This window comes from Paraglaciecola sp. IT1134, from assembly GCF_058068185.1.
This window is the reverse complement of the sequence record NZ_CM176486.1, coordinates 3415057-3437136: the sequence shown is the minus strand read 5'-3', so window position 1 is coordinate 3437136 and position 22080 is coordinate 3415057. Positions and strand designations below refer to the sequence as shown.

Sequence of the window (22080 nt, the reverse complement as noted above, 5' to 3'; positions counted from 1 at the left end):
CGTGTTTGATTTTTGTATAGTCGGTGGTGGCATGGTTGGCGCTGCGAGCGCGCTGGGATTGGCGCAAAGGGGGTTCTCCATTGCGTTAATTGAAACCCGAATGCCGGCCGCTTTCACTCCCGGCGCTCCGCCAGATATGCGGGTCTCGGCGATCAGTCTGATTTCCCAGCAATTGCTCGACAATTTGGGCGCCTGGTCGCACATTCAGGCTATGCGTTTGTGTGCTTATCGACGCTTATCCGTGTGGGAAAGAGCAGATAGCCGCACGGATTTTAACTGTGCCGATATTCAATGTGATCACCTTGGGCATATAATTGAAAACTCGGTGGTGCAGCTAGGCTTGCATCAGGCGTTGGCCGACTATAACAAGGTCCAGTGGTTTACCAAAAGTCCGGTAAAAACTATTTCTACGGGAAATTCACCTAGGATAGAGCTCGTTGATGGCAACCAAATCAGCTGCAAAATTTTGATCGGCGCCGACGGCCTCGATTCCCGGGTGAGGCGGGCAGCAAATATCGGCTCTACGGGTTGGCAATACCGGCAACAGGCATTGGCCATTCAAATTAAAACCCACAGCCCGCAACAAGATATTACTTGGCAGCAATTCACGCCTAATGGCCCCTTGGCCTTTTTGCCTCTGTACGACAACTATGCCTCTTTGGTTTGGTATCACTCCAGTGATGGGGTGCAAAAACTCAAGAGCCTGGCACCGGATAAACTGAAACAACAGATAGTGGCAAATTTTCCCAGTGAGTTGGTGGATTTTGATATTTTGCAGGTTGCAAGTTTCCCTATTACCCGCATGCATGCCAACCACTATGTGAAAGAAAACGTGCTGCTAATTGGAGATGCAGCGCACTGTATCAATCCTTTAGCTGGCCAAGGAGTAAATTTAGGATTTAAAGACGTGGCGGCCTTGCTCACTAGCCTGGATGAGCACACTACTATGCCCCAGGCATTGCAGGCATATCAGCAAGCCCGGCGAACAGATAATTTACTCATGATGACTGCCATGGATGTAATTTACGCAACCTTTAGTCAATCTAACCCACTGCTCAAATTGTGCCGCAACCTGGGATTAAAACTGGCCAACGTCAGTGGGCCAATCAAAGTCCGGGTGATGAAATATGCCATGGGATTATGAGCCATTTTTAAAACTGTGTGCATACCTAATAAAAACAACATTTAACGAATGGAAAAGACAAAATAATGATTAAGAAAATAGCGTTACCTTTTGCATTAACCGCCATTTTTAGTGCTTGCTCACCCACGACAAATGAAACACAAGAGATGCAATCTAAGGCTGAGATTTCTCAGCAAACTGCGCCTTTTGGGGTTAATACATTGGTCGAACAACAAACCCTTAACTTTATCCGCCAGCAGCCCTTGCTAGCAACTGTGTTAGCGGTGCCGGCGGAACAAGCTGGGGGCCGTTACAATGATCGTTTCCCGGATTATTCCCCTGCTGGCATGGCGCGTTTGCAACAAGAAATGCGCACGGCGGCCAAGAAATTGAGTGATATTAGCCTTACCGATAGCGACGAAAAAACACGTCTGCACCAACAGGTCGTGATTGAAATTCTGCGGTATTATGCCGGCTTTGACGGTTTCAGTGGAGGATATATTGACACCTGGGGCGGGCATTTACCCTATATCATCAATCAGATATCCGGTCCCCTTATTGACATACCTAAAGTAATGCAGGTTCAACAAGCAGTGAATACTCCTCAGGACGCTGAAGATTATTTGGCACGCTTGGCTAAATTTGAGCAACTGGTGAGCCAGGTGTTAGCCAAATTTGAACAGGATCAGGAAAACGGCATAGTGCTGCCCGCCAAACTGCATCCTAAAACCTTGGCTTATTTCGATAGCTTTTTAGCCAGTGAGCCCAAAGATCATGCCCTTGTCAGTAGCTTTGCCAACAAACTTGGCGTGTCGGATTTAGATGATAAAACCCAACAAAGTTTAATAGAAAAAGCCACTAAGTTAGTTGCGGACGTGGTTTACCCCGCATACCAAAGAGCGCGACAAGCCGTGCAAGCCAGTCAGAAAATTGCCAAATCGGCAGACGGAATTTGGTCCCAGCCCCAGGGTGACGAATTTTATTTACACGCTATTCGTTATCTGGGGGATTCTAGCCTCAGTGCCGATGAGATCCACAACATCGGATTGCAAGAAGTCGCGAGGATCACCCAAGAAATGGATGGAATTTTGCGTGCTAATGACTATTCACAGGGTAGTGTTGGTGAGCGTATGGTGGCGTTAGCTGAGCAACCGGAATTTCTCTACCCGGACTCGGACGCTGGTCGGGCAACCCTGCTTACTGATCTTAACGCTCAGGTTGCGGCTGTGATGGCCAAAGCCCCGACTTTTTATCGTACTATCCCCAGTCAGGCTGTTGAAGTAAAACGTATTCCTGTGGTGTCTGAAGCCGGTGAAGCGGGTGGCTTTTATACGCCGCCCTCGTTAGATGGCAGGCGCAGCGGAATTTACTGGATCAACTTGCGCGATATGAGTGCGGTGCCCAAGTTTTCCCTCAAAACGCTGACCTATCATGAGGCTGTGCCTGGGCATCATTTTCAGATTGCCCTGAACATGGCACAACAGGACATAGGGCTTTTGCGACAAAACGCACCGTTCAATGCCTATGTGGAAGGGTGGGCACTGTATTCCGAATTGGTCGCTAACCAGATGGGCATGTATGAAAATGATCCCTGGGGGAATTTAGGGCGACTGCAAGCAGAGTTATATCGTGCAGTACGACTGGTGGTAGACACGGGCTTACATCGTAAAAAGTGGACCCGTGAACAGGCCATCGAATATTTCCATAACACCACAGGCACATCGATGACAGATGTCACTGCTGAGGTTGAACGCTATATGGCGTGGCCAGGCCAGGCGTTAGGTTATAAATTGGGCATGTTACAATTTATCGAACTACGGGAAATGGCGGAACAACAGCTCGGCGATAAATTTGATTTGTTGGCCTTTCATGATTTGCTGCTGTTACCCGGTGCGAGACCCATGTCGATAGTGCGTTCAGATGTCAAACGCTGGATAGCTCAACAAAGCCAATAATGGTCGGCCAAGATAGCCACCTAATGGAGACTAGATGACGGTTTTAATCATACTTGGCGTATTGTTTGTGGCACTGATTGTCATCGTGCCATTACTTGAGCGTTCCAGTTTTCGCCTGTCCGGCGAACAGATGTCCACAATGGGGCGCTGGATACTGCCTTTGTTGGTCATCATGGTAATAGTGCAGCTAGTAATGTATTGGGTGAGGTCTTAGGTATTGTTAGTGGCAAAAACCAGAAATTAATCCATATTTATATATAAAACAGGAAAGTCATGTCATCAAAAATACTTTTTTTAGCCGGTAGTGCACGCAGAGACTCATTAAACAAAAAACTGGCCAAGGTAGCTTTTAATCTGGCGCTAGAGCAGGGAGCCGATGCGACCTTTATTGATTTGAAAGATTACCCTTTGCCTATTTTTGACGGGGATTTAGAAGACGAGTCGGGTTTGCCTGAAAATGCACGCAAACTAAAAAAGATATTCATTGAACATTCGGGGTTATTTATTGCATCACCGGAATACAATAGTTCTATATCCCCTTTGTTAAAAAACACTCTGGATTGGATCTCACGCTCAGAGCAAGCCGATGAAAAACCGTTATCTGCTTATCAGGATAAGGTAGCAGCTATAGTTGCCGCGTCGCCCGGTGGCTTGGGAGGATTACGGGGCTTAGTTACCTTGCGAATGATGTTGGGCAATATTCAGGTGTTGGTTTTACCGCAGCAATTGGCACTGGTCAGTGCCTCGTCTGCCTTTGACGAGCAAGGCCAGTTAGTCGATGAGAAAAAAGAGAAATCTCTGAGCCTGGTCGTGGCCAGGTTGATTGCCGCCACAAACAAATAGTTATGGGCTTAGGTCAGTGTTTTGCGCCTGCGTTAGTCCATAGATAGCCATTACTAAAAGCGAGGATTGAATATGATTGGGTATGTGACAATAGGGACTAATGATATTAAGCGCAGCGCACAGTTCTATGATGAGTTGTTGGCAGAGATGGGGGCAACACGTTTGATGCAAAGCGAAACCTTTATTGCTTGGGCAGTTGACCCGTCTCAGTGCGGCTTGGCGATTACTAAGGCCTTTGACGGCAATGTAGCCACGCCAGGCAATGGTGTGATGGTGGCGCTGGCGGCCAAAGATCCGGAGCAGGTCGATAAATTGTATACCAAGGCCCTGGCGTTAGGTGCTTCAGACGAAGGGGCTGCGGGCTTTCGGGGGGATAAATTTTATGCGGGGTATTTTCGCGATCTGGACGGAAACAAACTTAATTTTTTCTGTATGACCTGAAAACATGTATATATTTTTCTGCCTTATCTTGGCCGCTCCCGGGTTTAGACCGTAACCTCAATGAAATTCTAAATTAGCGAAAGCGCGCCAGATATTGTGCACGGTGCCGGGTTTGGCTGCCGTGCACGGTAATGTAAAGCTTAATCCCAAATTCCTTTTTCGCTTTTACCCTGAATTTCGCAATCGCCGGTTTGGTATTCCATTGCCACGCCTTGTTTGCGCTTGTTGAAATAGTCTTGGCTGATAGCCACGATAGTCGGCGTTAAAAGGACAATGGCAAAGATGTTGATGACCGTCATGAGACCCAGGGCCATATCAGCCGCTGCCCACACTTCAGGTAAGGCCGCCATCGACCCCCACAAGATCATGGCTAAATAACCGGTAGTATAGGCAACTCGACCTGCTTTATTATCCAGCTTAAACATATGCAGATTACTTTCGCCGTAAGCATAGTTGGCTACCACCGAGGTGAAAGCAAACAAGCTAATCGCCGCGGCCACAAAGTCTTTTCCGCCTTTGCCCAGCAAAGAAGTCATGGCGTTTTGGGTCAAGCGAATGCCTTCCATTCCGTCACCAGACGCGCCTCCAGCGAGTAAAATCACGATAGCGGTACAGGTACATAAAATCATGGTGTCGATAAACACCCCAAGCATTTGCACATAACCTTGTGACACAGGATGGTTAGGATTAGGTGTGGCACCGGCGGCGGCGTGGGGCACACTGCCTGAGCCTGCTTCATTCGAATAAAGACCTCGTTGAACTCCGTTTTTAAAGGCAGCTCCAAGCGCACCGGCCCCGGCTTCTTGTAGGCCAAACGCCGAGGTGACTATGTCATACAACATAGCCGGCACCAGGTCGATATTCATCAGGGTGAGGATTATTGTGACAGAAACATAACCGACGGCCATAAAAGGCACCACCCATTCGGCAAACTTGGCTATAGCTCGTAAACCACCGACCACGATAAGGGCGGCCAAAATGATGATCACTAAGCCTGAGTACAGAGTAGGAATACCATAGGCGTAGTTCAGGGCATCGGTAATAGTATTAGCTTGTACGGCACTGAAGATAAAGCCGTAACCGAGAAATAAACACAGAGCAAAGGTCACGGCCAACCAGCGTTTATTTAAACCTTGCTGAATGTAATAGGCCGGGCCGCCACGGTATTCGCCATGATCATCTTTTACTTTGTAAAGCTGACCCAGCACACTTTCCGCAAACCCCGTCGCCATGCCTAAAAGGGCAATCACCCACATCCAAAATACTGCACCTGAGCCGCCCAGTGAAATAGCCACTGCTACGCCGGCTAAGTTACCTGTGCCCACCCGGGCTGACAAACTGGTACACAAGGCCTGAAAGGAGCTTATACCAGCCGCATCGCTTTTGTTACTGCCTTTCATCACACTGAACATATGACCAAAGTGGCGGATTTGGATAAAGCCCAGTTTTACTGAGAACCAGATACCGGCCAAAATCAGCATGTAGATCAGGATTTGACCCTCACCCCACAATACATTATTAATAAAACCTATTATTTCAGTGATCAAACTAAGGTCCACAACTTATTGAAATATTGATAGAAGTTTGCCGTTTAATAGGGAGCCTGTCTAGGGAGATAAGGGGATTAACAGGAAATGGGTGAATTTTATTTGCACATACAAAAAAACGCCAGGGTATGAGTCTGGCGTTTTTTGTATGTTAGGTGAATATAATTCACCAAATATGGCTGGGATAGCTGGATTCGAACCAACGAATGACGGGATCAAAACCCGTTGCCTTACCACTTGGCGATATCCCAAGAGTAACAGATACCTGCTGTATCTATTCACAAAAAAAATGGCTGGGATAGCTGGATTCGAACCAACGAATGACGGGATCAAAACCCGTTGCCTTACCACTTGGCGATATCCCAACAATATGGTGCGGAAGGAGAGACTTGAACTCTCACGCCGTGAAGCACTGGAACCTAAATCCAGCGTGTCTACCAATTCCACCACTCCCGCATATTTCACTATTGTCACAGCATAAACTGTGAAAACAAAGAAATGGTGGCTACAGCGGGATTCGAACCTGCGACCCCATCATTATGAGTGATGTGCTCTAACCAACTGAGCTATGTAGCCATTTCTTGTCACTACCTCTCGGAAGTGGCGCGTATTATGCTGATCTGGCATTTAGTCGTCAACCGTTTTTTTGCTTAACCGGACCGTTTGCTCAGATACTAAACAGGTGGATCATAAATATTGCCGACACCGGAGGATATTATAGTTTTTTGGTATTTTTTACACCAGGGTTGCACTAATGGCTTTTAAGCCAGGCATACTTAAAGGGTGAAACTGCGCGTCCAGTTTTTTGGTGGTAGCTTTCGTAATCTCGGCAACTTGGCTCAGATACGTGTTTGCCACTGATATTCCATTTGCCTAGCGGTTTTTTCGGCTACGGCTAAGGAGGATAATTTTGATACCAGATGTAAACTCATAACTTAGATGTTTTCTTGGCGGGTGACGTAGATTTTAAAAGAGCATTCCAATCGTCAGGTGGATTGCCAGACAGTAGCATCTTCGCGAAGGTTTTATAAGCATCATGTTTACTCTCATAAGCTCGTTTAGTGCCTTCATCATTTACCCATGCATAGATAATGACTTTTGATTGTTGGTGATACCGAAAGAACAGTCTGTACTGTTGGAAGAATTTGGCTCTAAACCAATGTTTATTGTTTTCACCTAAAGTCGTGCCTTGTCGATAATCTGGCTTGGTTGGGTCTTGAGGAATAATATCGAAGGCTAGTTTGTGAATAGCAGCCAACCGCTTGGTGGTATTTTTCTTCACGTAGCCTTTGGGGTCTTTTGCTTTTAGCGTGGCCACTTCCTGAGTCAATGTCTCATACTGCTCAACAAATAAAGGGTGAGCATAGAGAGTCCAACCATTTACAACAGTGGGTTCTACGTCAGACAAAGTTATTCGTCTTCATCTAATAGCGTTGCGTCGAAGTCAATATCGACGCCTACAATCAATGACTCTGCCTTGTTCTTCATCAATATGCTGAGTGGTTGAATATTTTCTGGGTGACTTTGTATGTCGTTTCCTAGAAAAGACAAAAATGCATTAAGTGCAGGGTCAGCATTCTCTTTCTGGACACGAGACAAAGTGACGTTCCCATCCGCCTGTACAGTAAACTTTATTTTATCCTTCTTGCCCAAGTGCAAGGCTTTACGCACAACACTAGGTACAGTCGTTTGAAAACGCTCAGTAAGAGTAGACTCAGATTCCAAAGGTAATTTTGGCATAACTATCTCCTAAATAAAGTGAACTTAGCAATGGTAATGCATTTGCATTGCCATTGCTAATATTTCATCAATACAAGCGTTGATCACTTAACGCTGATGGATGGCTTTTGTTGTATACCTCAGTTAATTTCACGCGAGATACATGGGTGTATATCTGCGTAGTTGAGATATTTGCATGGCCTAGCATTTCTTGCACATGTCGAAGCTCAGCACCGTTGTCCAACATAATGGTAGCAGTGGCATGGGGAAACAGATGACAAGCACCGCCACGCTTCATGCCACTTAACTTCACGTATCTGGCAACTATTTCAGAAAGTTTTCCCGGTGAATACCGCTTTCCATTGTTCGCTAAGAACAGCGTGCTGCCAGAGACAATAAAGGACATACGAGGCCGTACTTTACTCAGATATACCGCTATCCATTCGCAAGCTCTTGCACTTATCGGCACAATACGCTCCTTGTTACCTTTACCCCGATTAACTCTGAGTGGCCATTCAGTCAGATTCACGTCATCAATATCGAGAAAGAGCAATTCAGTACGTCTAATCCCTGTCGCATAAAACACCTCTAGTATTACTCTGTCCACCACAAATACAGGCGTAAAACACGGATCATAAAATCGATTACTGTATATGCAGGCGCGATACTATGATCCACTCACGGCTCGTTTTTATATGAATGATTCAGGAAATTTTAATAATTCTACCAAGAAAAAAATCCTAGCTGATGAATTAAGTCTTAATCTTACATTCTGCTAATGTACGACCTGATTAAGGTTTAAAGACGGTTTAGTGCCATTTGCGGATCGTCGCTGTTAAAAAATCGTTCCCGTTAGCAGACTGTCAATTATTTTTACATATGATTTTCTATAAGCGTAAAACGGACATTGTGCAATCAACAGTGACTGGCAAGAAATCGAACAAAGGAGCCATTCAAGCTTCGAGTTTTGTGGGAGTATTTTGACTTAAAACTAACATACAAGTTTCCAAGTTTTAGGTCAGCAAACGGCCTATAGCCGTCATAAGGTTCTAGTTAAAAAAAGTAGATTTTGACCAATAGCGGTCATAAGCAACTGTGAAATTATGAGAGTGTTTTCAATCCATTTTTGTTGATCGATAATACTTCGCGTTTGGCACAAAGTTGATATTTGGATTTAATATTTTTCCCTTATTAGTCAAATATGTCACACCGCATATTAGGTTTAATAGAAGTAAAACCCTGCTTCTTCAAAAGTTAACGCAAGCTTAAGTAGAAGCTTAAGTAGACACCCAAAATAATAAAGAGTAGAAGCTTAGAAGCTTAAGTAGACACCCAAAATAATAAAGTAACCAATCACAAGCAAAATCAACAAGTAAAAAGTGGTAACTGCTTGCTCAATTTTAAGTTTTTCAGTGGAGTGGTGAACTTATTTAGGATTGGGTTAGAAAAATGTTCTTAAAAACGTGACTTAGCTCAAATTGCAGGCAGCATGATTGAGTCACGTTTTTTGAGGGACTGTAGTGTAAATCTGTTTGAAGCTTAGGCTGACTGAAGCAAGGCTCTGGCCTTTGCCATCCCTCGTATGCGTTGATGGTCGGTGTGTTGTTTGAAATGTTGTAACATATGCTCAGCGCCTACTGCTGTGCTGAAGTGTTGTTCAAACTCAGTTGTTAGCGTCACCCATTGCTCTGAGTTAAGGCCGAGTCGCTCTAAAATGGGGTGGTGGTGTTGCTCGATATAACCTGCTTTGTCATTTCGAATACATCAACCCGTTGAATCCACCAATTCACAATAATCAATCAAGCTGTAAGCAATACCTTTAGGCATATCTTGTCTGCGATTGCCTACAAAGCGCATGAGTTTTTTGGGTTGCTCTCCTTTGATAAGTGCATGAATGCGTTGTTGAATACTGGTGTGTTTTGAGGTTTCTGGTGTGGTCTCCATTTTGGCTCGTATCGGATTTAAGTCTACATAAGCCATACAGGCTAACACCGCCGTTTCATCTAACAACGCTTGGGATTTAAATCGCCCTTCCCAGAACCGACCTGTGCAGTTATCTTCTTTGTTCGCCTCACGGGCAATGTGCTCATTGAGATTACGCATCAGCCAACTAATATCATATAAACGCTGGCGATAAACCGTCACGGTCTCTTCTAAACTGAACCATTCACCTTTGCTGAGTTTGTCCTCTCTTTGAAATTTTTGAGTCAATAACGTGCCTTGATACAGTTGATGCCAGCGCCTTATGACTTCCTCCATCGACCAACTCTCAGCCATGTCTTTGTCAACACACAGCACCACATGGGTATGATTACTCATGACGGCATAGGCGCAAATATCGATAGAAAATACCGAAGATAAAAACAACAAACGCTTCTCTACCCAAGCTCTACGATGCTCATAACTTTGCCCTGTAAATTTGTCTTTACCACACAAAAAAGAACGGCGGACACAGCGGGAAACACAATGATAAAACGGGGTATCGATTAAACTGATTTGGTTTTTACGTGGTTGAGGCATGACAGACCATCCTTGGTTATGTGAGTACCTTTAAGCTTAGTTCATGAGCGCTTTTTTGCTATATTTTAAAGTGGGTGTCTGCTTTAGCTGTTTGCTTTAGCTGTTTAATAATACTCGTACTATCTAATCCTATTTCCTTCATAACTACACTGCAAACTAGCCATAATCATTGATTGAATTGCAATGGGTATTTAAGTCACTAATACTCACTATTCCAACTTCACAGCTAAATAGTGAACACTGTTGCCTGATGATTGAGGCAGAAAGTAAATATCATGATATTTGAAGTATTGTTGGTCGTTAACTATGACTGACTGTGCACCTTGAGGCAGTGAATTATATGCTTTACCAAGCTGAAAACTAGTATTGGATGCAGTTTCAACTGACTGAACAAGAATCTGCGAGGGACTATCGCTATCAATAACATCGCTAATTGGCTCTTCTATTACTCGGTAATCCCCATTATCAAAAACATAATAAATACCTTGCAGGAAATAATAAGGGCGACCCTTAATAATAATATGTTCGTATCCATTAGGTAGATAGTTGACCCTCAAACCAACTGGCGGACGGACGACAGTATAGACTTGATTCACATGGCGATAATATAAGCCCTCGTTGAAGATAAAAGATACACCACCAAAACGCAGTGCAAGCCCATTTGTAGGTGCTTTACGTATCACAGCCCCAGTTTTATATACCACCCGTTTATTAACAGCCGGCGCTCGGTGTTTGTTTTGATGTTGCTGAACAACTTTATGCTGCAGGGTGTCTTTATTCTGAGCAAAGCTGATATTTGGCAACACAGCCAAACTTATGACCATGGGTAATAGGACACGGCAAGATCATGAACGTTTTTTGAACAAAAACAACATTATTTGACGGGCTGCTGTCGCTGTGATCTTATACTCCCTTTTGGGAGACCAACCATGACAATCGATGTATTTGCCCGACACTTCGCTGATGTAAAAGACCCTCGCCAAACCGCGAAAATAAGCTATCCCCTTTACGATGTATTGTTCTTATCTATTTGCGCCATCATCACTGGTTGCGAGGGCTGGGAGGATATTGAAGATTTCGGTAAAGCCAGATTAACCTGGCTACAGGGTTTGGGATTATTTAAAGATGGGTTGCCTGTTCACGATACGATAGCCCGTCTTATTTCAAGGATAGACCCCAGTGCATTGCAATCGACCTTTATTCGCTGGATGAAAGAGGTGGTGAAGCTGAGCGAAGGGGAAGTGGTCGCGGTGGATGGCAAGTGTTTACGCAGCTCATATAATCGTCATGACCGACAATCTGCCATTCACATGGTCAGTGCCTTTGCCACTGCTAATGGCGTGGTTATCGGGCAGACTAAAACCGACGCCAAGTCGAATGAAATCACAGCCATTCCGGATTTACTCAATTTGCTGGATATCAAAGGTTGCCTTATCACCATTGACGCCATGGGATGCCAACATAAAATAACCAAGACCATCATAGATAAAGGGGCGGATTACCTGATTGCGGTCAAAGGCAATCAGCAGCGGTTGTACGATAGCATCAAACAGGCCTTCGCCTGTGCGAATAAAGCATCTACCCTGCATATGGAGAAAGGACATGGTCGGGTTGAAGCCCGTGAATATCACTTGCTAGATGGAGGCGATATCGCCAAGGCATTCCCTGATTGGGCAGGCTTAACGAGCATTGGTATGGCGATAAACTACCAGCATAATGGTCAAAAAGAGTCATTAGAGTACCGCTATTACATTAGCTCTACCCTGCTGACAGCAGAACAATTTGGTAAAGCGGCACGAGGCCACTGGGGTATCGAAAGTAAGTTGCACTGGGTGCTGGACACAGCGATGCGAGAAGATAACTGTCAAATATACCGTGGTGATGGAGCAGAGAATATCGCCCGCCTAAGGCATATCGGGATTAATCTGATAAAAGTTGATACGAGCAGAAAAGCCAGTGTAAGACGTAAACAACGCATGGCTGCAATGGATACTGATTACCTTGAGGCTATATTTTTAGCGGGATCCGAGTTAGTTGAGTGATAATTAGGCATTCACGCTCTTGCCGTGGGTAATAGGATGGTAAATCTCATCGTGTTTCCTTTTTAAACTAATTAACTTCACGATGAATATTAGGCTGGCAAACTGAATATAAACTGACTAATGCTTCTGTTTACTTAACCTTTACACAACGGTTAGATTTATTGACTTACCTTTGCGCTTTACTTACTTAAACCAAACCATTTCCCAACACTATTTATCAGTTCGTGAAAAAACCTCAGCAGACAGAGTATAGGTAAAATAAAACGTCATTTTTCATAAAATTAAAATACATCTTGCCTCATATTTGCCATATTTACCTCTCTTTAATATCCTTGAGTGAGTGAAAATCGGTTGTTTTTAGTCTATTACTCAACCGTTTTCACGTATTTCAGAATTCAAAACAAGCGCCTCCCACTGTTGTGCAAACCAGTTTTAAATATTGCTTTTGTTTATGATGATGAACTGCTTTTATTCAAACAGACTTATCTGAGGTGGCGCTCTACTTTGTGGGGGCAATAATTCGACGACGTCGTCATTTTTTGTATTAAGGTGACTGAGTATCTTTTGGATCACTAATGGATCTTCGATGCTCGCTATAACCTTAACCGCACCACCGCATTGCTCACAGGTTTCTATTTCTATTCCAAAAACCCGTTTAAGTCTTTGCGCCCAGGTCATCGACTTGTGCTTTTGTGTCCCTGTTTTGCCTTGCCCTGTCGGCAATACTTGTTTAGCCGGTGTTATTGTCACGCGGTGTCGACTGTTTGGTGGAGGCCACCCCGCACAAACACACCATGAAAACGCGTCAGATTAACTCTGGGTTTGGGCACCAGCGCCGCTAAACGAGCAATAAAATCCAAGGGTTCAAAAATCACATGAGTGGTGCCGTCACCGTAGGGTGTTTTGAGTTGGTAACGAACCTTGCCGTGAGTCGTTATTGCCAACCTTTTTTCTGATACCCCAGAGCGGGTAATATAACGGCACAGTCTTTCGAGTTTACACCTATCCTGTGCGTTGCTCATGACACCTGCATGGAGACTGAAGCCTGCCACATTTGCGGCACAGCCTGACCCAAGCCCTTGCTCTGGCATAGGTGCAATGGTTTGTAAGGTAAAGACCTTTCGTCCTTGCTGTTTGCCTGTAGCGATACGATAAGTAATGGAATACCCGTGAATTTGCAACATCGGAGCGTCTTCCAGCCCATCCAAAGCTAGGTAGTCATTGTCCATATCCCTCACTAACAGACCCTCGCGCTCAAGAAAACCCGCTACACGCTGGCTAATACGGTGGGTCAGACTATTCAATTCACTTTTTGTCGGGGCTTTTATCGGGTGAAACCGCGTTTTACCATAGTTATCTTCGGTATATACACCATCGAGGTAGAGCATATGAAAATGAATATTTAAGTTCAGCGCTGGGCCAAATCGTTGGATCAGTGTGACCGCACCCGTTTGTGCCGTCTGTTTGTTGTAGCCTGCTTTTTTAGTGATATGGGTGGCAAGTGTACGATACACAATACCCAGTACTTTTCCCATGATCTGAGGATAGCTGGCAAACAAAAATCTCAGTTGAAAAGGAAAGCTCAATACCCATTGCCTAATTGGCTCATGGGGCAACACATCATCAACCAGCAAGGCGGCGCTTTCTGCCATTCGTCGCGCACCACAACTCGGACAAAAACCTCTGCGTTTACAACTGAACGCAACCAGATGTTCACAATGACAATCTTCACAACGAACTCGCAAAAAACCATATTCCAAACGACCGCACATACTTGGGTAAACCTTTATCTTGTTGCCCCATGTGGGTTAAAAACTGCGGGTAATACTTTTCAATAATTTGATAAAGAAGGGTTTGCTCTGGTTTATGACGTTCATACTTTAATGTCCCCTCTCTTCTGGCATCCTTTACATGAGACATATTTCACACCTATACTGTATTTATATACAGTATAGGTGTGTTTTTTTATTGTCGGTATTCTGAAACTTTATGCGCAAAGATACGGGCATTAACGGATGAGAAACTAATGACGCCAATAACTACAATTTGGCACAAACCTGACTGATAAGGGGCGTTCCTAAAGATGGGGTTTAGTAGCAAAATACACACATAAAATTCTTAGTGCTAATGACCGCATTGTCGGATCGCGCTTTGACTAGTATGATATAGAAATAATAACTGTTGATTAGTTTCTGATATTATTTTCTCAGGGCTAAAACGCACACGGATAAACTTATCATTAGCAATAAAATGGCTGCTTTCAATGCTTAAACTATCAATAACTTTAAAAAAAATTGTTGATAACTTTTGATAAAATTTTTCATAAGCTAAGGCTGCATTATCATCAATTATATTGGCATATTTTCATCTGATAATGTAACTCTAGCCATTATATACTGATTTTCACGTGCGTTAGCTGGAATATAAACTTTATGATGTGCATTTCTATTACGTGATATGGACATATGACTACCTATTTATTAATATTTTTTATACAGCTTATTGTATACGAAAGATACGTAGATTATAGTTGCAAGCACCGACTTTAATTTGGTTGTTTATAATTGTAATATATAAAAACATTTCAACTTACTTAATGCATTAGAGACGATATAATATTTTTACTTATCATCCAAAACTTAATAACCCGCAGTTAAATTACCCGTTCGTTAATCAGTAAAAACTGATGAACTAAGTTATTTACTGACGTTGCCAGTAAGCTGGCATCTACACCAACACCTATAAACTAGCGCCTTTAGCTGCCCTTCAGCTAATACTTTATCAACGGCTAATACCCCAGCCGCTTTACTATAATTTCAATACCTTTTTCAACTGCAGCAACTACATCTTGGTGTTCTGGGTTACCTATCTAGCCCACAGGGCGGGATCAAACTTTAGGTTATAATTAGTCATCTATCGATCACCTATTGATATAAACAGTCTGGAACTTTTTGCTTGAGGGTCGATCAGATCGTCAACTTTCCCCAATCGGTATTATCATATGGAACTCATCGACTGCTTAAAAGACGTTCAAGAGACACGCTCGCATATTAATCAAACATATCCGTTACTGGAAATCATGTTCCTAGTGGTGGCGGCTTTAGCCTGTGGCCAGAAAGGGTGGTCAGATATACAAGATTTCGGTGACGGCAATCTTGACTGGTTACGCCGCTATTTGCCTTATGAGAATGGCATACCCACCCGGCATAACATCGCCAAGATAGTCCGTGCTGTCGTGCCGGATAGCTTTGTCGGTGCCTTAGTCAAGTGGGCGAATGTGCGGCGCACCCGCCATGGCAAGCCATTAATTGCATTAGATGGGAAAGATATTCGGGGTGTCGAGCGCAGTGGTAAAGCCTCGCCCCTGAGTATTGTCTCAGCCTTTGATGTGCAGCAAGGCTTAGTGCTCTATCATAGTGCCACACAAGGCAAAGGTCAGGAAATTCAAGCGGTGTGTGATCTGCTTGATGCACTGGATATCCAGGATTGCATTGTGACGATGGATGCACTGCACTGCCAAAGTGACACACTGAGCTTGATCAAAAAACGCGGCGGCGATGCACTCGTACAAGTCAAAAAAAACCAGGACGCCTTATTCAATCAGATAGATGGGGCATTTCAGGCATACTGGCAACAATCTCAAACCCAGGACCACATCGCAGAGGCAAGTGAGAATAAAGGTCATGGCCGGGAAGAGTCTCGTTGTGTATATAGCCTGCCTGCTACTCTTGGCGAGGCACTCAAGATAAAGTGGTCAATGTTAGAAAGCGTTATCGCGGTCGTTAGAACCCGCAAGATAGCGAATAAAGTCAGTCACGAAACCGCTTATTTTGCTTGCACCACCCACCTCCCCTTAGCCCTGGCAGCGGATGCCACACGTCGTCACTGGGACACTGAAAATCGTCAGCACTGGGTGCTAGACGTTGTATTCAGAGAAGATGCTCAAACCATTTACACACGCAAGGCCGCGCAGAATATGGCGACAGTAAGGCGTTTCGTATTGAATTTACTCAGGCGAGACAATGGGAAACAGAGCATGCCACGCAAGATGAACAAGGCGGCATGGGACGAGAACTATCGTCATGATGTGTTGTTTACAAATTAGTTACAAAGTTCGCTCGCGCCCTGCATAAGCAGTAGCATCAAGTCCAATACTCAAAACCCAGCGTTTTACTATTCTGGAATACTGCCGAGTTGAAAGATGCTCGTGATCTTTTACTCTGCTCGCAAAAAGATAGTCGTCACTTTTTAAGCCGTTGGATTTTATCCAAGTAGTAATAGTTGTTTTAGTTTTTGGCGTTATCTCAAATTGAACGGGTTTTCCTGTTTTTTGTTGAATCAACATCGCTCGTGATTGGACATTTGTTCCATGAGCGATGTCACGTACTTTCAATTTAATAAAATCACAGGCTCTAAGTTTGCTATCCAGTGCCAAATTAAACATCGTCAACTCTTGGAGGTTATTACTAATATCTAACCTTGTACGAATAGACCATATTTCCTCAAGCTTCAGAGGTAATTTCTGCCCGACAAGTTTGCCTTTATTCCAGCTTGGTTTTGGTACGTAAGGAATTATTTGATACATTATAGTTATCCTTTAATAATGGGACTATCAAGTATGGATGATTTTCAGGTGGTCGTTTTTTCCGACAAAGCGGACGAAAGCTCCTTTTAAATGACGGTTTCAAAAACTGATAAATCATACTGTCAGGATTTTTTACACTTATTTCAGCCTCTCCGACATAACGTAACAACGTGTTTGTTGAACCTTACGACAACAAAGAATGGATTATTATTCCGCCGCAACAGTCAAACCGGTGTAGTGGAAGCCGTAGTAGCAGATTCATCTAAATGGGGCGGCCTAAACGCCAGCTTACATAGCAACGATTAATTGATTGCAGAGGCAACCCTAGTCTGGGGTTGCCTTATCTCCCTACAAACCTTTTTCCACTTGTTGTGTGTTGTATCTGATTAAGATCCGCCTCACGGCCGGCACCATAGATTTTGCTTAAGCAAACAGAAATCGCAACGGTAAAAATGGCCTTAAAAAACGCTATGGCCATGGCTGACAATCAACACTATTGCCTAAAGATTGAGACACAAAGTGCTATGCCAATTCACTAATCCCACTGTTGCTTATCTTGGTCTGAGGCGCTTTCAACACACTCACCTGTTATTTCGGTTATTTCAGGCATTTGCGAAAAATCTAATTCAATGTACCCAAGTCTACAATAGCCAGTTTCAGCTATTTTTTCCTCTAGCAATGTAATAATAGACTCACGTTTTTCATCGTCTGAAATGTACTCAGCATATTCAGGCAAGCTCTCTTGCTTTTCATCGCGTTTTTGACCTGATTGTCCGCGACCACCTCTACCTTTGCCTGAACGTTCACCCTCTCCTCTTTTACCAGAGCGTTTGTTTTCACCTCGTTCACCCTTAGGTTTTTCGGTTGCATAGGTCATAGACAATGTAAAACGTTTTGAGCCATCGGAATGAATATCAGTGCTGAATTGATTAGGCTCCCCTTTGTCGTACTCTGGTTTACTTGAACAAGCGATTAAGCATAGTGATAAAAGTAGGAGTAATAAATTGAAACGCAGAAGCATGATGGTATTCCAAAGTGAAAGAGAGATTTTTAAATTAAGATCTAAAACCCTAAGTGTAAAATGGATTGCAGCGGTCCCTATTAAGCCTTGTGCAACCCACCACTAAAACCGATCATAACGTGCTTTTGATTCTAATTTTTGACCTATACATAAACTTTACAAAGCCATGCCTTAACCACTTAGTAAACAGGCTGGTTTGTCTGATCTGCGGCCATACGAGTGTAATTGGTGTAAGGTCCTCTTTAGGCCGATTTTTGCCAATTTCCTTGCGACAACAGCGAGCGAAAAGAAGACATTAGGAGTTCCAACTGCAATGGACGGCAGATCCGACATGCAGTGTAAAAACACCAATCGATAACCTGGCGCAAAGACTTAAACGGTTTTTGGGAATAGAAATAGAAACCTGTGAGCAATGCGGTGGTGCGGTTAAAGTTATAGCGAGCATCGAAGATCCATTAGTGGTCCAAAAGATACTCAGTCACCTCAATACGAAAAATGACTAAGTCGTCGAATTATTATCTCCACAAAGTAGAGCGCCACCTCAGATAAGTCTGTTTGAATAAAAGCAGTTCATCATCATAAACAAAAGCGATATTTAAAACTGGCTTGCACAACAGTGTGAGGCGCTTGTTTTGAATTCTGAAATACGTGAAAACGGTTGAGTAATAGACGTAAAGTTTCCGATTTTCACTCCCTCAAGGATATAAAAGAGAGGTGAAAATGGCAAATATGAGGCAGGATGTATTTTCATTTTATGAAAAATGACGTTTTATTTTACCTATACTCAAACCTATCGTTAGCACTTAGACTTAAATTGGTGCAGTTTTCTACCAAATCCCATATTTAGGAACGCCCTTCATTACACGGATTTACGCTAATAACAGCATTTACTTTACCTTGTGATTATGGCTGGATTCGGTGCAGACTGAGTGAGAACTAATCATCACCGTTAGGAGAAAGGAGATCTAACGAATGCATCAGATAAACTCCCTCTTGTGATAAAAGTGAAGAAATTCAAGTATTTTCCCCTTGCTAGTTTTTTGTTAACCCATCCTTAACCTTGGTTCTATTAGTATTGATTTTAGACATTGTTACTTCAACCCTATCGGAGTGATAACTTTGAGTATTTTATCTATGGGCGTTATTAAATCATGAAGAAAATGAATAGAAATAAACTGATTATTATAATCGTTGCTATTTCACTCTTAATAGTAGCGGCATTTTTCTATTTTTCTGAAAGCAGCGGGCCTGCGCCAAATTTTGCGACAGAAAAGGTTCAGCGTGGCGATATCGAAAATAGCGTTTTAGCAAATGGTATGTTGCAAGCGTCTAAACTGGTTAGTGTTGGTGCTCAAGTTTCAGGACAAATTATTAATCTCCCCGTGTCTTTAGGTCAAGAGGTAAAAAAAGGTGACCTTATTGCTCAAATCGATAGCCTTACTCAACAAAATACATTGAAGGAAGCGCTCGCATCACTTACCAGTAGTAAAGCTGAATATAGAGCAAAGCAAGCACAAATTAATCAAGCCCAACTAGAATTTAATCGTCAAGAATCCATGTTAAGTGATCAGGCCAGCTCCCAAGCCGATTATGAAGCAGCACAAGCAACTCTTTTAGTTTATCAAGCAGAACTTGATCAATTAAAAGCGCAACAAGAACAAGTAGAACTGAATGTTGAAAGTGCTCAGCTTGATCTCGATTACACAACAATCAAAGCGCCAATGGATGGGATAGTCGTCTACACCGCAGTGACCGTCGGGCAAACAGTTAACTCTAATCAATCAACCCCCACTATTGTTGAATTAGCCGATTTGCAACAAATGACTGTAAAAGCGCAAATATCCGAGGCCGATGTTATTAAAGTTACACCCGGGCAAGAAGTATATTTTACTATTCTTGGTCAGCCCAATAAGCGTTATAACGCCACATTACGGGCAATTGAGCCCGGTCCAACCTTAATGGATGGTGATGATAGCGATATGACCTTAAGTGACTCTGATGCAATCTACTATAACGGCTTGTTTGATGTTGATAATGCTAATGGTGTATTGCGTATTGGCATGACTGCGCAAGTTTCTATTGTGCTTAGCCAAGCAAAAGATGCCCTGATTGTTCCTGCGCAGATATTGCAAACAGGTTCTGGAACCAATCCAAGTTATAAAGTGCCTGTTTTAGTGAACGGTGAAATTGAATACCGCACAGTGAGTGTTGGTATCAATAATAAAGTCAGTGCAGAAATTACTGAAGGATTACAAGAGGGGGATGAAATTGTTCTTGCCGCTCCTTCATCAGACTCCAGTGGTAAAATGGGCACTCGTATGCCAATGAGGTTTTAAGTCATGAGCGAACAAGTACTACTGAGTGTGTCTGGTGTTTGCCGCTCCTTTGCCGCCGGCGATCAAGAATTAACTGTTCTGCGAGATATTGATCTTAGTATCAATCGAGGAGAGATGGTTGCAATCGTGGGCACGTCTGGCTCGGGTAAATCAACGCTAATGAATATTTTAGGGTGTTTAGATAAGCCTTCTAAAGGACGTTATTTTATTAACGGACAAGATACTTCGAAGATGGATGCCGATCAACTGGCCCAATTGCGACGTGAGCATTTTGGTTTTATTTTTCAACGTTATCACCTACTGGGCGATCTTGATGCGGTGGGCAATGTTGAAATGCCTGCAATTTATACCGGAAAAGATAAAAAGCAGCGTAGAGTAAGAGCAGAAAGTTTGTTGTCACGTTTGGGCTTAGCAGATCGACTTGATCACAAACCCAGCCAACTCAGTGGTGGCCAACAACAACGAGTCAGCGTAGCCCGAGCATTAATGAATGGCGGCGATGTTATTTTAGCCGACGAACCAACAGGTGCCCTAGATAGCCAAAGTGGTAAAGAAATGATGAAGTTATTGCAAGAGCTTCATCATGATGGCCATACCATTATTCTTGTTACCCATGACATGGACGTAGCCAATTTTGCAGATAGGATCATAGAACTTAAAGATGGCGTAGTTATCAGTGATGAATTGAACGGTAAAGCTAGAGAACAAAACACCCTACCCGAGATTAAATCCCCCACGACTTCTTGGCTAAATTGGGAACGATATACCGAAGCATTAAAAATGGCGCTTGTTGCTATGTCGTCTCACCGAATACGTACGTTTTTAACCATGCTTGGAATTATTATTGGTATTGCTTCAGTAGTATCAGTTGTTGCGCTGGGTGCGGGCTCTCAACAATCGGTACTAGAAAATATTAGCTCCATGGGCACCAATACCATTGATGTTCGTTCTGGAACGGGTTTTGGTGATAGGCGCTCGGCTAGTGTACGCACATTAACAGCACAAGATAGTGATGCACTTAAGGTCTTGTCTTATGTAGATAGTGTAACGCCTTCTATTAGTACTGCCGGTACTATTCGGTATACCAATCAGGCCGTGTCTGCCAGCTTTAATGGCGTTGGCGCGGATTATTTTCGAGTATTTGGCTATGAAATAGCAGAAGGTCAATACTGGGATGAAACCAGTGTTTTAAATTTAGCACAAGAGGCTGTTATTGATGACAATACCCGAGAATCATTATTTCCAGAGCAATCCGCCATTGGTGAAGTTATCTTTCTTAATGACCTACCCGTGCGAATAATTGGCGTTACAAAAGCGAAGGACAGCGCATTTGGCAGTAGTGATTCATTAAATGTTTGGATACCTTATACCACGGTTTCAGGTCGTATGGTCGGTCAGCGTTATCTAGATAGTATTACCATTAGAGTTAAAGAAACGGTATCGAGTAATGCCGCGGAGCAAGGGATTATATCTTTAATGGAAATGCGTCATGGAACAAAAGACTTTTATACCATTAATACCGATACTATTCGTGAAAGCATTGAACAGACCACACAGACCATGACCCTACTGATTTCAGCTATTGCGGTCATCTCACTTATTGTGGGAGGAATTGGTGTTATGAATATAATGTTGGTCTCAGTCACCGAGCGAACGAAAGAAATTGGTGTGCGCATGGCCGTAGGGGCTCGGCAAGGTGATATTTTGCGTCAGTTTTTAATTGAAGCGATATTGGTTTGTTTGTGTGGCGGTATTATTGGTATTGGCCTTGCCTACTTAATTGGTCAGATCTTCGCTTTTACAGGGGGAAGTTTTCAAATGATTTATTCAACCACCTCCATTGTTGCCGCATTCGCTTGCTCAACACTTATTGGCATATTGTTTGGTTTTTTACCCGCACATAATGCCGCGCAATTAGATCCTATTGATGCCTTAATGAGAGAATAAC

At 43.4% G+C, this 22080-nt stretch carries 17 protein-coding genes, 4 tRNA genes and 3 pseudogenes; 10 read left to right on the top strand and 14 right to left on the bottom strand.

Annotation, left to right across the window (positions count from 1 at the left end):
- Nucleotide 1: 1 nt before the first annotated feature.
- The 5 genes from AC3RV5_RS14970 to AC3RV5_RS14950 all read left to right on the top strand — a co-directional run bounded on the left by AC3RV5_RS14970 (nt 2) and on the right by AC3RV5_RS14950 (nt 4362).
- Nucleotides 2-1144 carry an FAD-dependent oxidoreductase gene (locus AC3RV5_RS14970; protein ID WP_489728411.1) on the top strand — a complete coding sequence of 381 codons (1143 nt, stop codon included), beginning with the start codon at nt 2-4 and terminating at the stop codon, nt 1142-1144.
- 65 nt (nt 1145-1209) lie between these two features.
- Complete coding sequence (locus tag AC3RV5_RS14965) at nt 1210-3078, top strand: DUF885 domain-containing protein (protein ID WP_489728410.1); 1869 nt, start codon at nt 1210-1212, stop codon at nt 3076-3078.
- Between the two features lie 34 nt (nt 3079-3112).
- Nucleotides 3113-3292 carry a hypothetical protein gene (locus AC3RV5_RS14960; protein WP_489728409.1) on the top strand — a complete coding sequence of 60 codons (180 nt, stop codon included), beginning with the start codon at nt 3113-3115 and terminating at the stop codon, nt 3290-3292.
- Nucleotides 3293-3351: 59 nt separating this feature from the next.
- Nucleotides 3352-3921: an NADPH-dependent FMN reductase gene (locus AC3RV5_RS14955; RefSeq protein ID WP_489728408.1), complete on the top strand. Its 570-nt coding sequence runs from the start codon at nt 3352-3354 to the stop codon at nt 3919-3921.
- A 72-nt stretch (nt 3922-3993) separates the two neighbouring features.
- Entirely contained in the window at nt 3994-4362 is a 369-nt protein-coding gene (locus AC3RV5_RS14950) for a VOC family protein (protein WP_489728407.1), read from the top strand.
- A 140-nt stretch (nt 4363-4502) separates the two neighbouring features.
- Here AC3RV5_RS14950 and AC3RV5_RS14945 read toward each other — a convergent pair whose 3' ends face one another.
- The 10 genes and pseudogenes from AC3RV5_RS14945 to AC3RV5_RS14900 all read right to left on the bottom strand — a co-directional run bounded on the left by AC3RV5_RS14945 (nt 4503) and on the right by AC3RV5_RS14900 (nt 10954).
- Nucleotides 4503-5909 carry an alanine/glycine:cation symporter family protein gene (locus AC3RV5_RS14945; protein WP_489728406.1) on the bottom strand — a complete coding sequence of 469 codons (1407 nt, stop codon included), beginning with the start codon at nt 5907-5909 and terminating at the stop codon, nt 4503-4505.
- Between the two features lie 176 nt (nt 5910-6085).
- Nucleotides 6086-6160: transfer RNA gene (locus AC3RV5_RS14940), tRNA-Gln, on the bottom strand.
- Nucleotides 6161-6199: 39 nt separating this feature from the next.
- Nucleotides 6200-6274, bottom strand: a tRNA-Gln gene (locus tag AC3RV5_RS14935).
- A 6-nt stretch (nt 6275-6280) separates the two neighbouring features.
- Nucleotides 6281-6365 (bottom strand) — tRNA-Leu (locus AC3RV5_RS14930).
- A 43-nt stretch (nt 6366-6408) separates the two neighbouring features.
- A tRNA-Met gene (locus AC3RV5_RS14925) sits at nt 6409-6485 on the bottom strand.
- 352 nt (nt 6486-6837) lie between these two features.
- Nucleotides 6838-7317, bottom strand: coding sequence for a type II toxin-antitoxin system YhaV family toxin (locus tag AC3RV5_RS14920; protein ID WP_489728405.1), 480 nt, complete (start codon nt 7315-7317; stop codon nt 6838-6840).
- A 2-nt stretch (nt 7318-7319) separates the two neighbouring features.
- Nucleotides 7320-7649: a type II toxin-antitoxin system PrlF family antitoxin gene (locus AC3RV5_RS14915; protein ID WP_489728404.1), complete on the bottom strand. Its 330-nt coding sequence runs from the start codon at nt 7647-7649 to the stop codon at nt 7320-7322.
- A 67-nt stretch (nt 7650-7716) separates the two neighbouring features.
- The gene (locus tag AC3RV5_RS14910; RefSeq protein ID WP_489728403.1) at nt 7717-8235 is read right to left on the bottom strand and encodes a tyrosine-type recombinase/integrase; all 519 of its coding nucleotides are present in this window, start codon (nt 8233-8235) and stop codon (nt 7717-7719) included.
- Nucleotides 8236-9167: 932 nt separating this feature from the next.
- Nucleotides 9168-10148 (bottom strand): annotated as a pseudogene (locus AC3RV5_RS14905) (transposase).
- A 209-nt stretch (nt 10149-10357) separates the two neighbouring features.
- A complete protein-coding gene (locus AC3RV5_RS14900) occupies nt 10358-10954 on the bottom strand; it encodes a DUF6515 family protein (protein ID WP_489732173.1) in 597 nt (198 codons plus the stop codon).
- A 123-nt stretch (nt 10955-11077) separates the two neighbouring features.
- Here AC3RV5_RS14900 and AC3RV5_RS14895 point away from each other — a divergent pair, with 123 nt between their 5' ends.
- A complete protein-coding gene (locus tag AC3RV5_RS14895; protein WP_489728402.1) occupies nt 11078-12190 on the top strand; it encodes an ISAs1 family transposase in 1113 nt (370 codons plus the stop codon).
- Nucleotides 12191-12658: 468 nt separating this feature from the next.
- Here the strand turns inward: AC3RV5_RS14895 and AC3RV5_RS14890 are convergent.
- Together AC3RV5_RS14890 and AC3RV5_RS14885 are read right to left on the bottom strand one after the other, a co-directional pair.
- Nucleotides 12659-14110: pseudogene (locus tag AC3RV5_RS14890) on the bottom strand (transposase).
- Nucleotides 14111-14314: 204 nt separating this feature from the next.
- Nucleotides 14315-14455: a DUF3083 family protein gene (locus tag AC3RV5_RS14885; RefSeq protein ID WP_489732172.1), complete on the bottom strand. Its 141-nt coding sequence runs from the start codon at nt 14453-14455 to the stop codon at nt 14315-14317.
- Nucleotides 14456-15191: 736 nt separating this feature from the next.
- Between AC3RV5_RS14885 and AC3RV5_RS14880 the strand changes: the two genes are divergently transcribed.
- Complete coding sequence (locus AC3RV5_RS14880; protein ID WP_489728374.1) at nt 15192-16295, top strand: ISAs1 family transposase; 1104 nt, start codon at nt 15192-15194, stop codon at nt 16293-16295.
- Here AC3RV5_RS14880 and AC3RV5_RS14875 read toward each other — a convergent pair whose 3' ends face one another.
- On the bottom strand, nt 16296-16775 hold the full coding sequence (locus AC3RV5_RS14875) for a tyrosine-type recombinase/integrase (RefSeq protein WP_489728401.1): 480 nt from the start codon (nt 16773-16775) through the stop codon (nt 16296-16298).
- 198 nt (nt 16776-16973) lie between these two features.
- Between AC3RV5_RS14875 and AC3RV5_RS14870 the strand changes: the two are divergent.
- Nucleotides 16974-17081, top strand: a pseudogene (locus tag AC3RV5_RS14870) (DapH/DapD/GlmU-related protein); the annotation flags it as partial.
- Nucleotides 17082-17310: 229 nt separating this feature from the next.
- On the opposite strand, the gene AC3RV5_RS14865 reads toward AC3RV5_RS14870, so the two are convergent.
- Nucleotides 17311-17796: a hypothetical protein gene (locus AC3RV5_RS14865; RefSeq protein ID WP_489728400.1), complete on the bottom strand. Its 486-nt coding sequence runs from the start codon at nt 17794-17796 to the stop codon at nt 17311-17313.
- A 1151-nt stretch (nt 17797-18947) separates the two neighbouring features.
- On the opposite strand from AC3RV5_RS14865, the gene AC3RV5_RS14860 reads away from it, so the two are divergent.
- Together AC3RV5_RS14860 and AC3RV5_RS14855 are read left to right on the top strand one after the other, a co-directional pair.
- On the top strand, nt 18948-20132 hold the full coding sequence (locus tag AC3RV5_RS14860; protein ID WP_489728399.1) for an efflux RND transporter periplasmic adaptor subunit: 1185 nt from the start codon (nt 18948-18950) through the stop codon (nt 20130-20132).
- Nucleotides 20133-20135: 3 nt separating this feature from the next.
- Nucleotides 20136-22079 (top strand): MacB family efflux pump subunit, encoded by a 1944-nt coding sequence (locus AC3RV5_RS14855; protein WP_489728398.1) that lies wholly within the window; start codon nt 20136-20138, stop codon nt 22077-22079.
- Nucleotide 22080 lies beyond the last annotated feature (1 nt).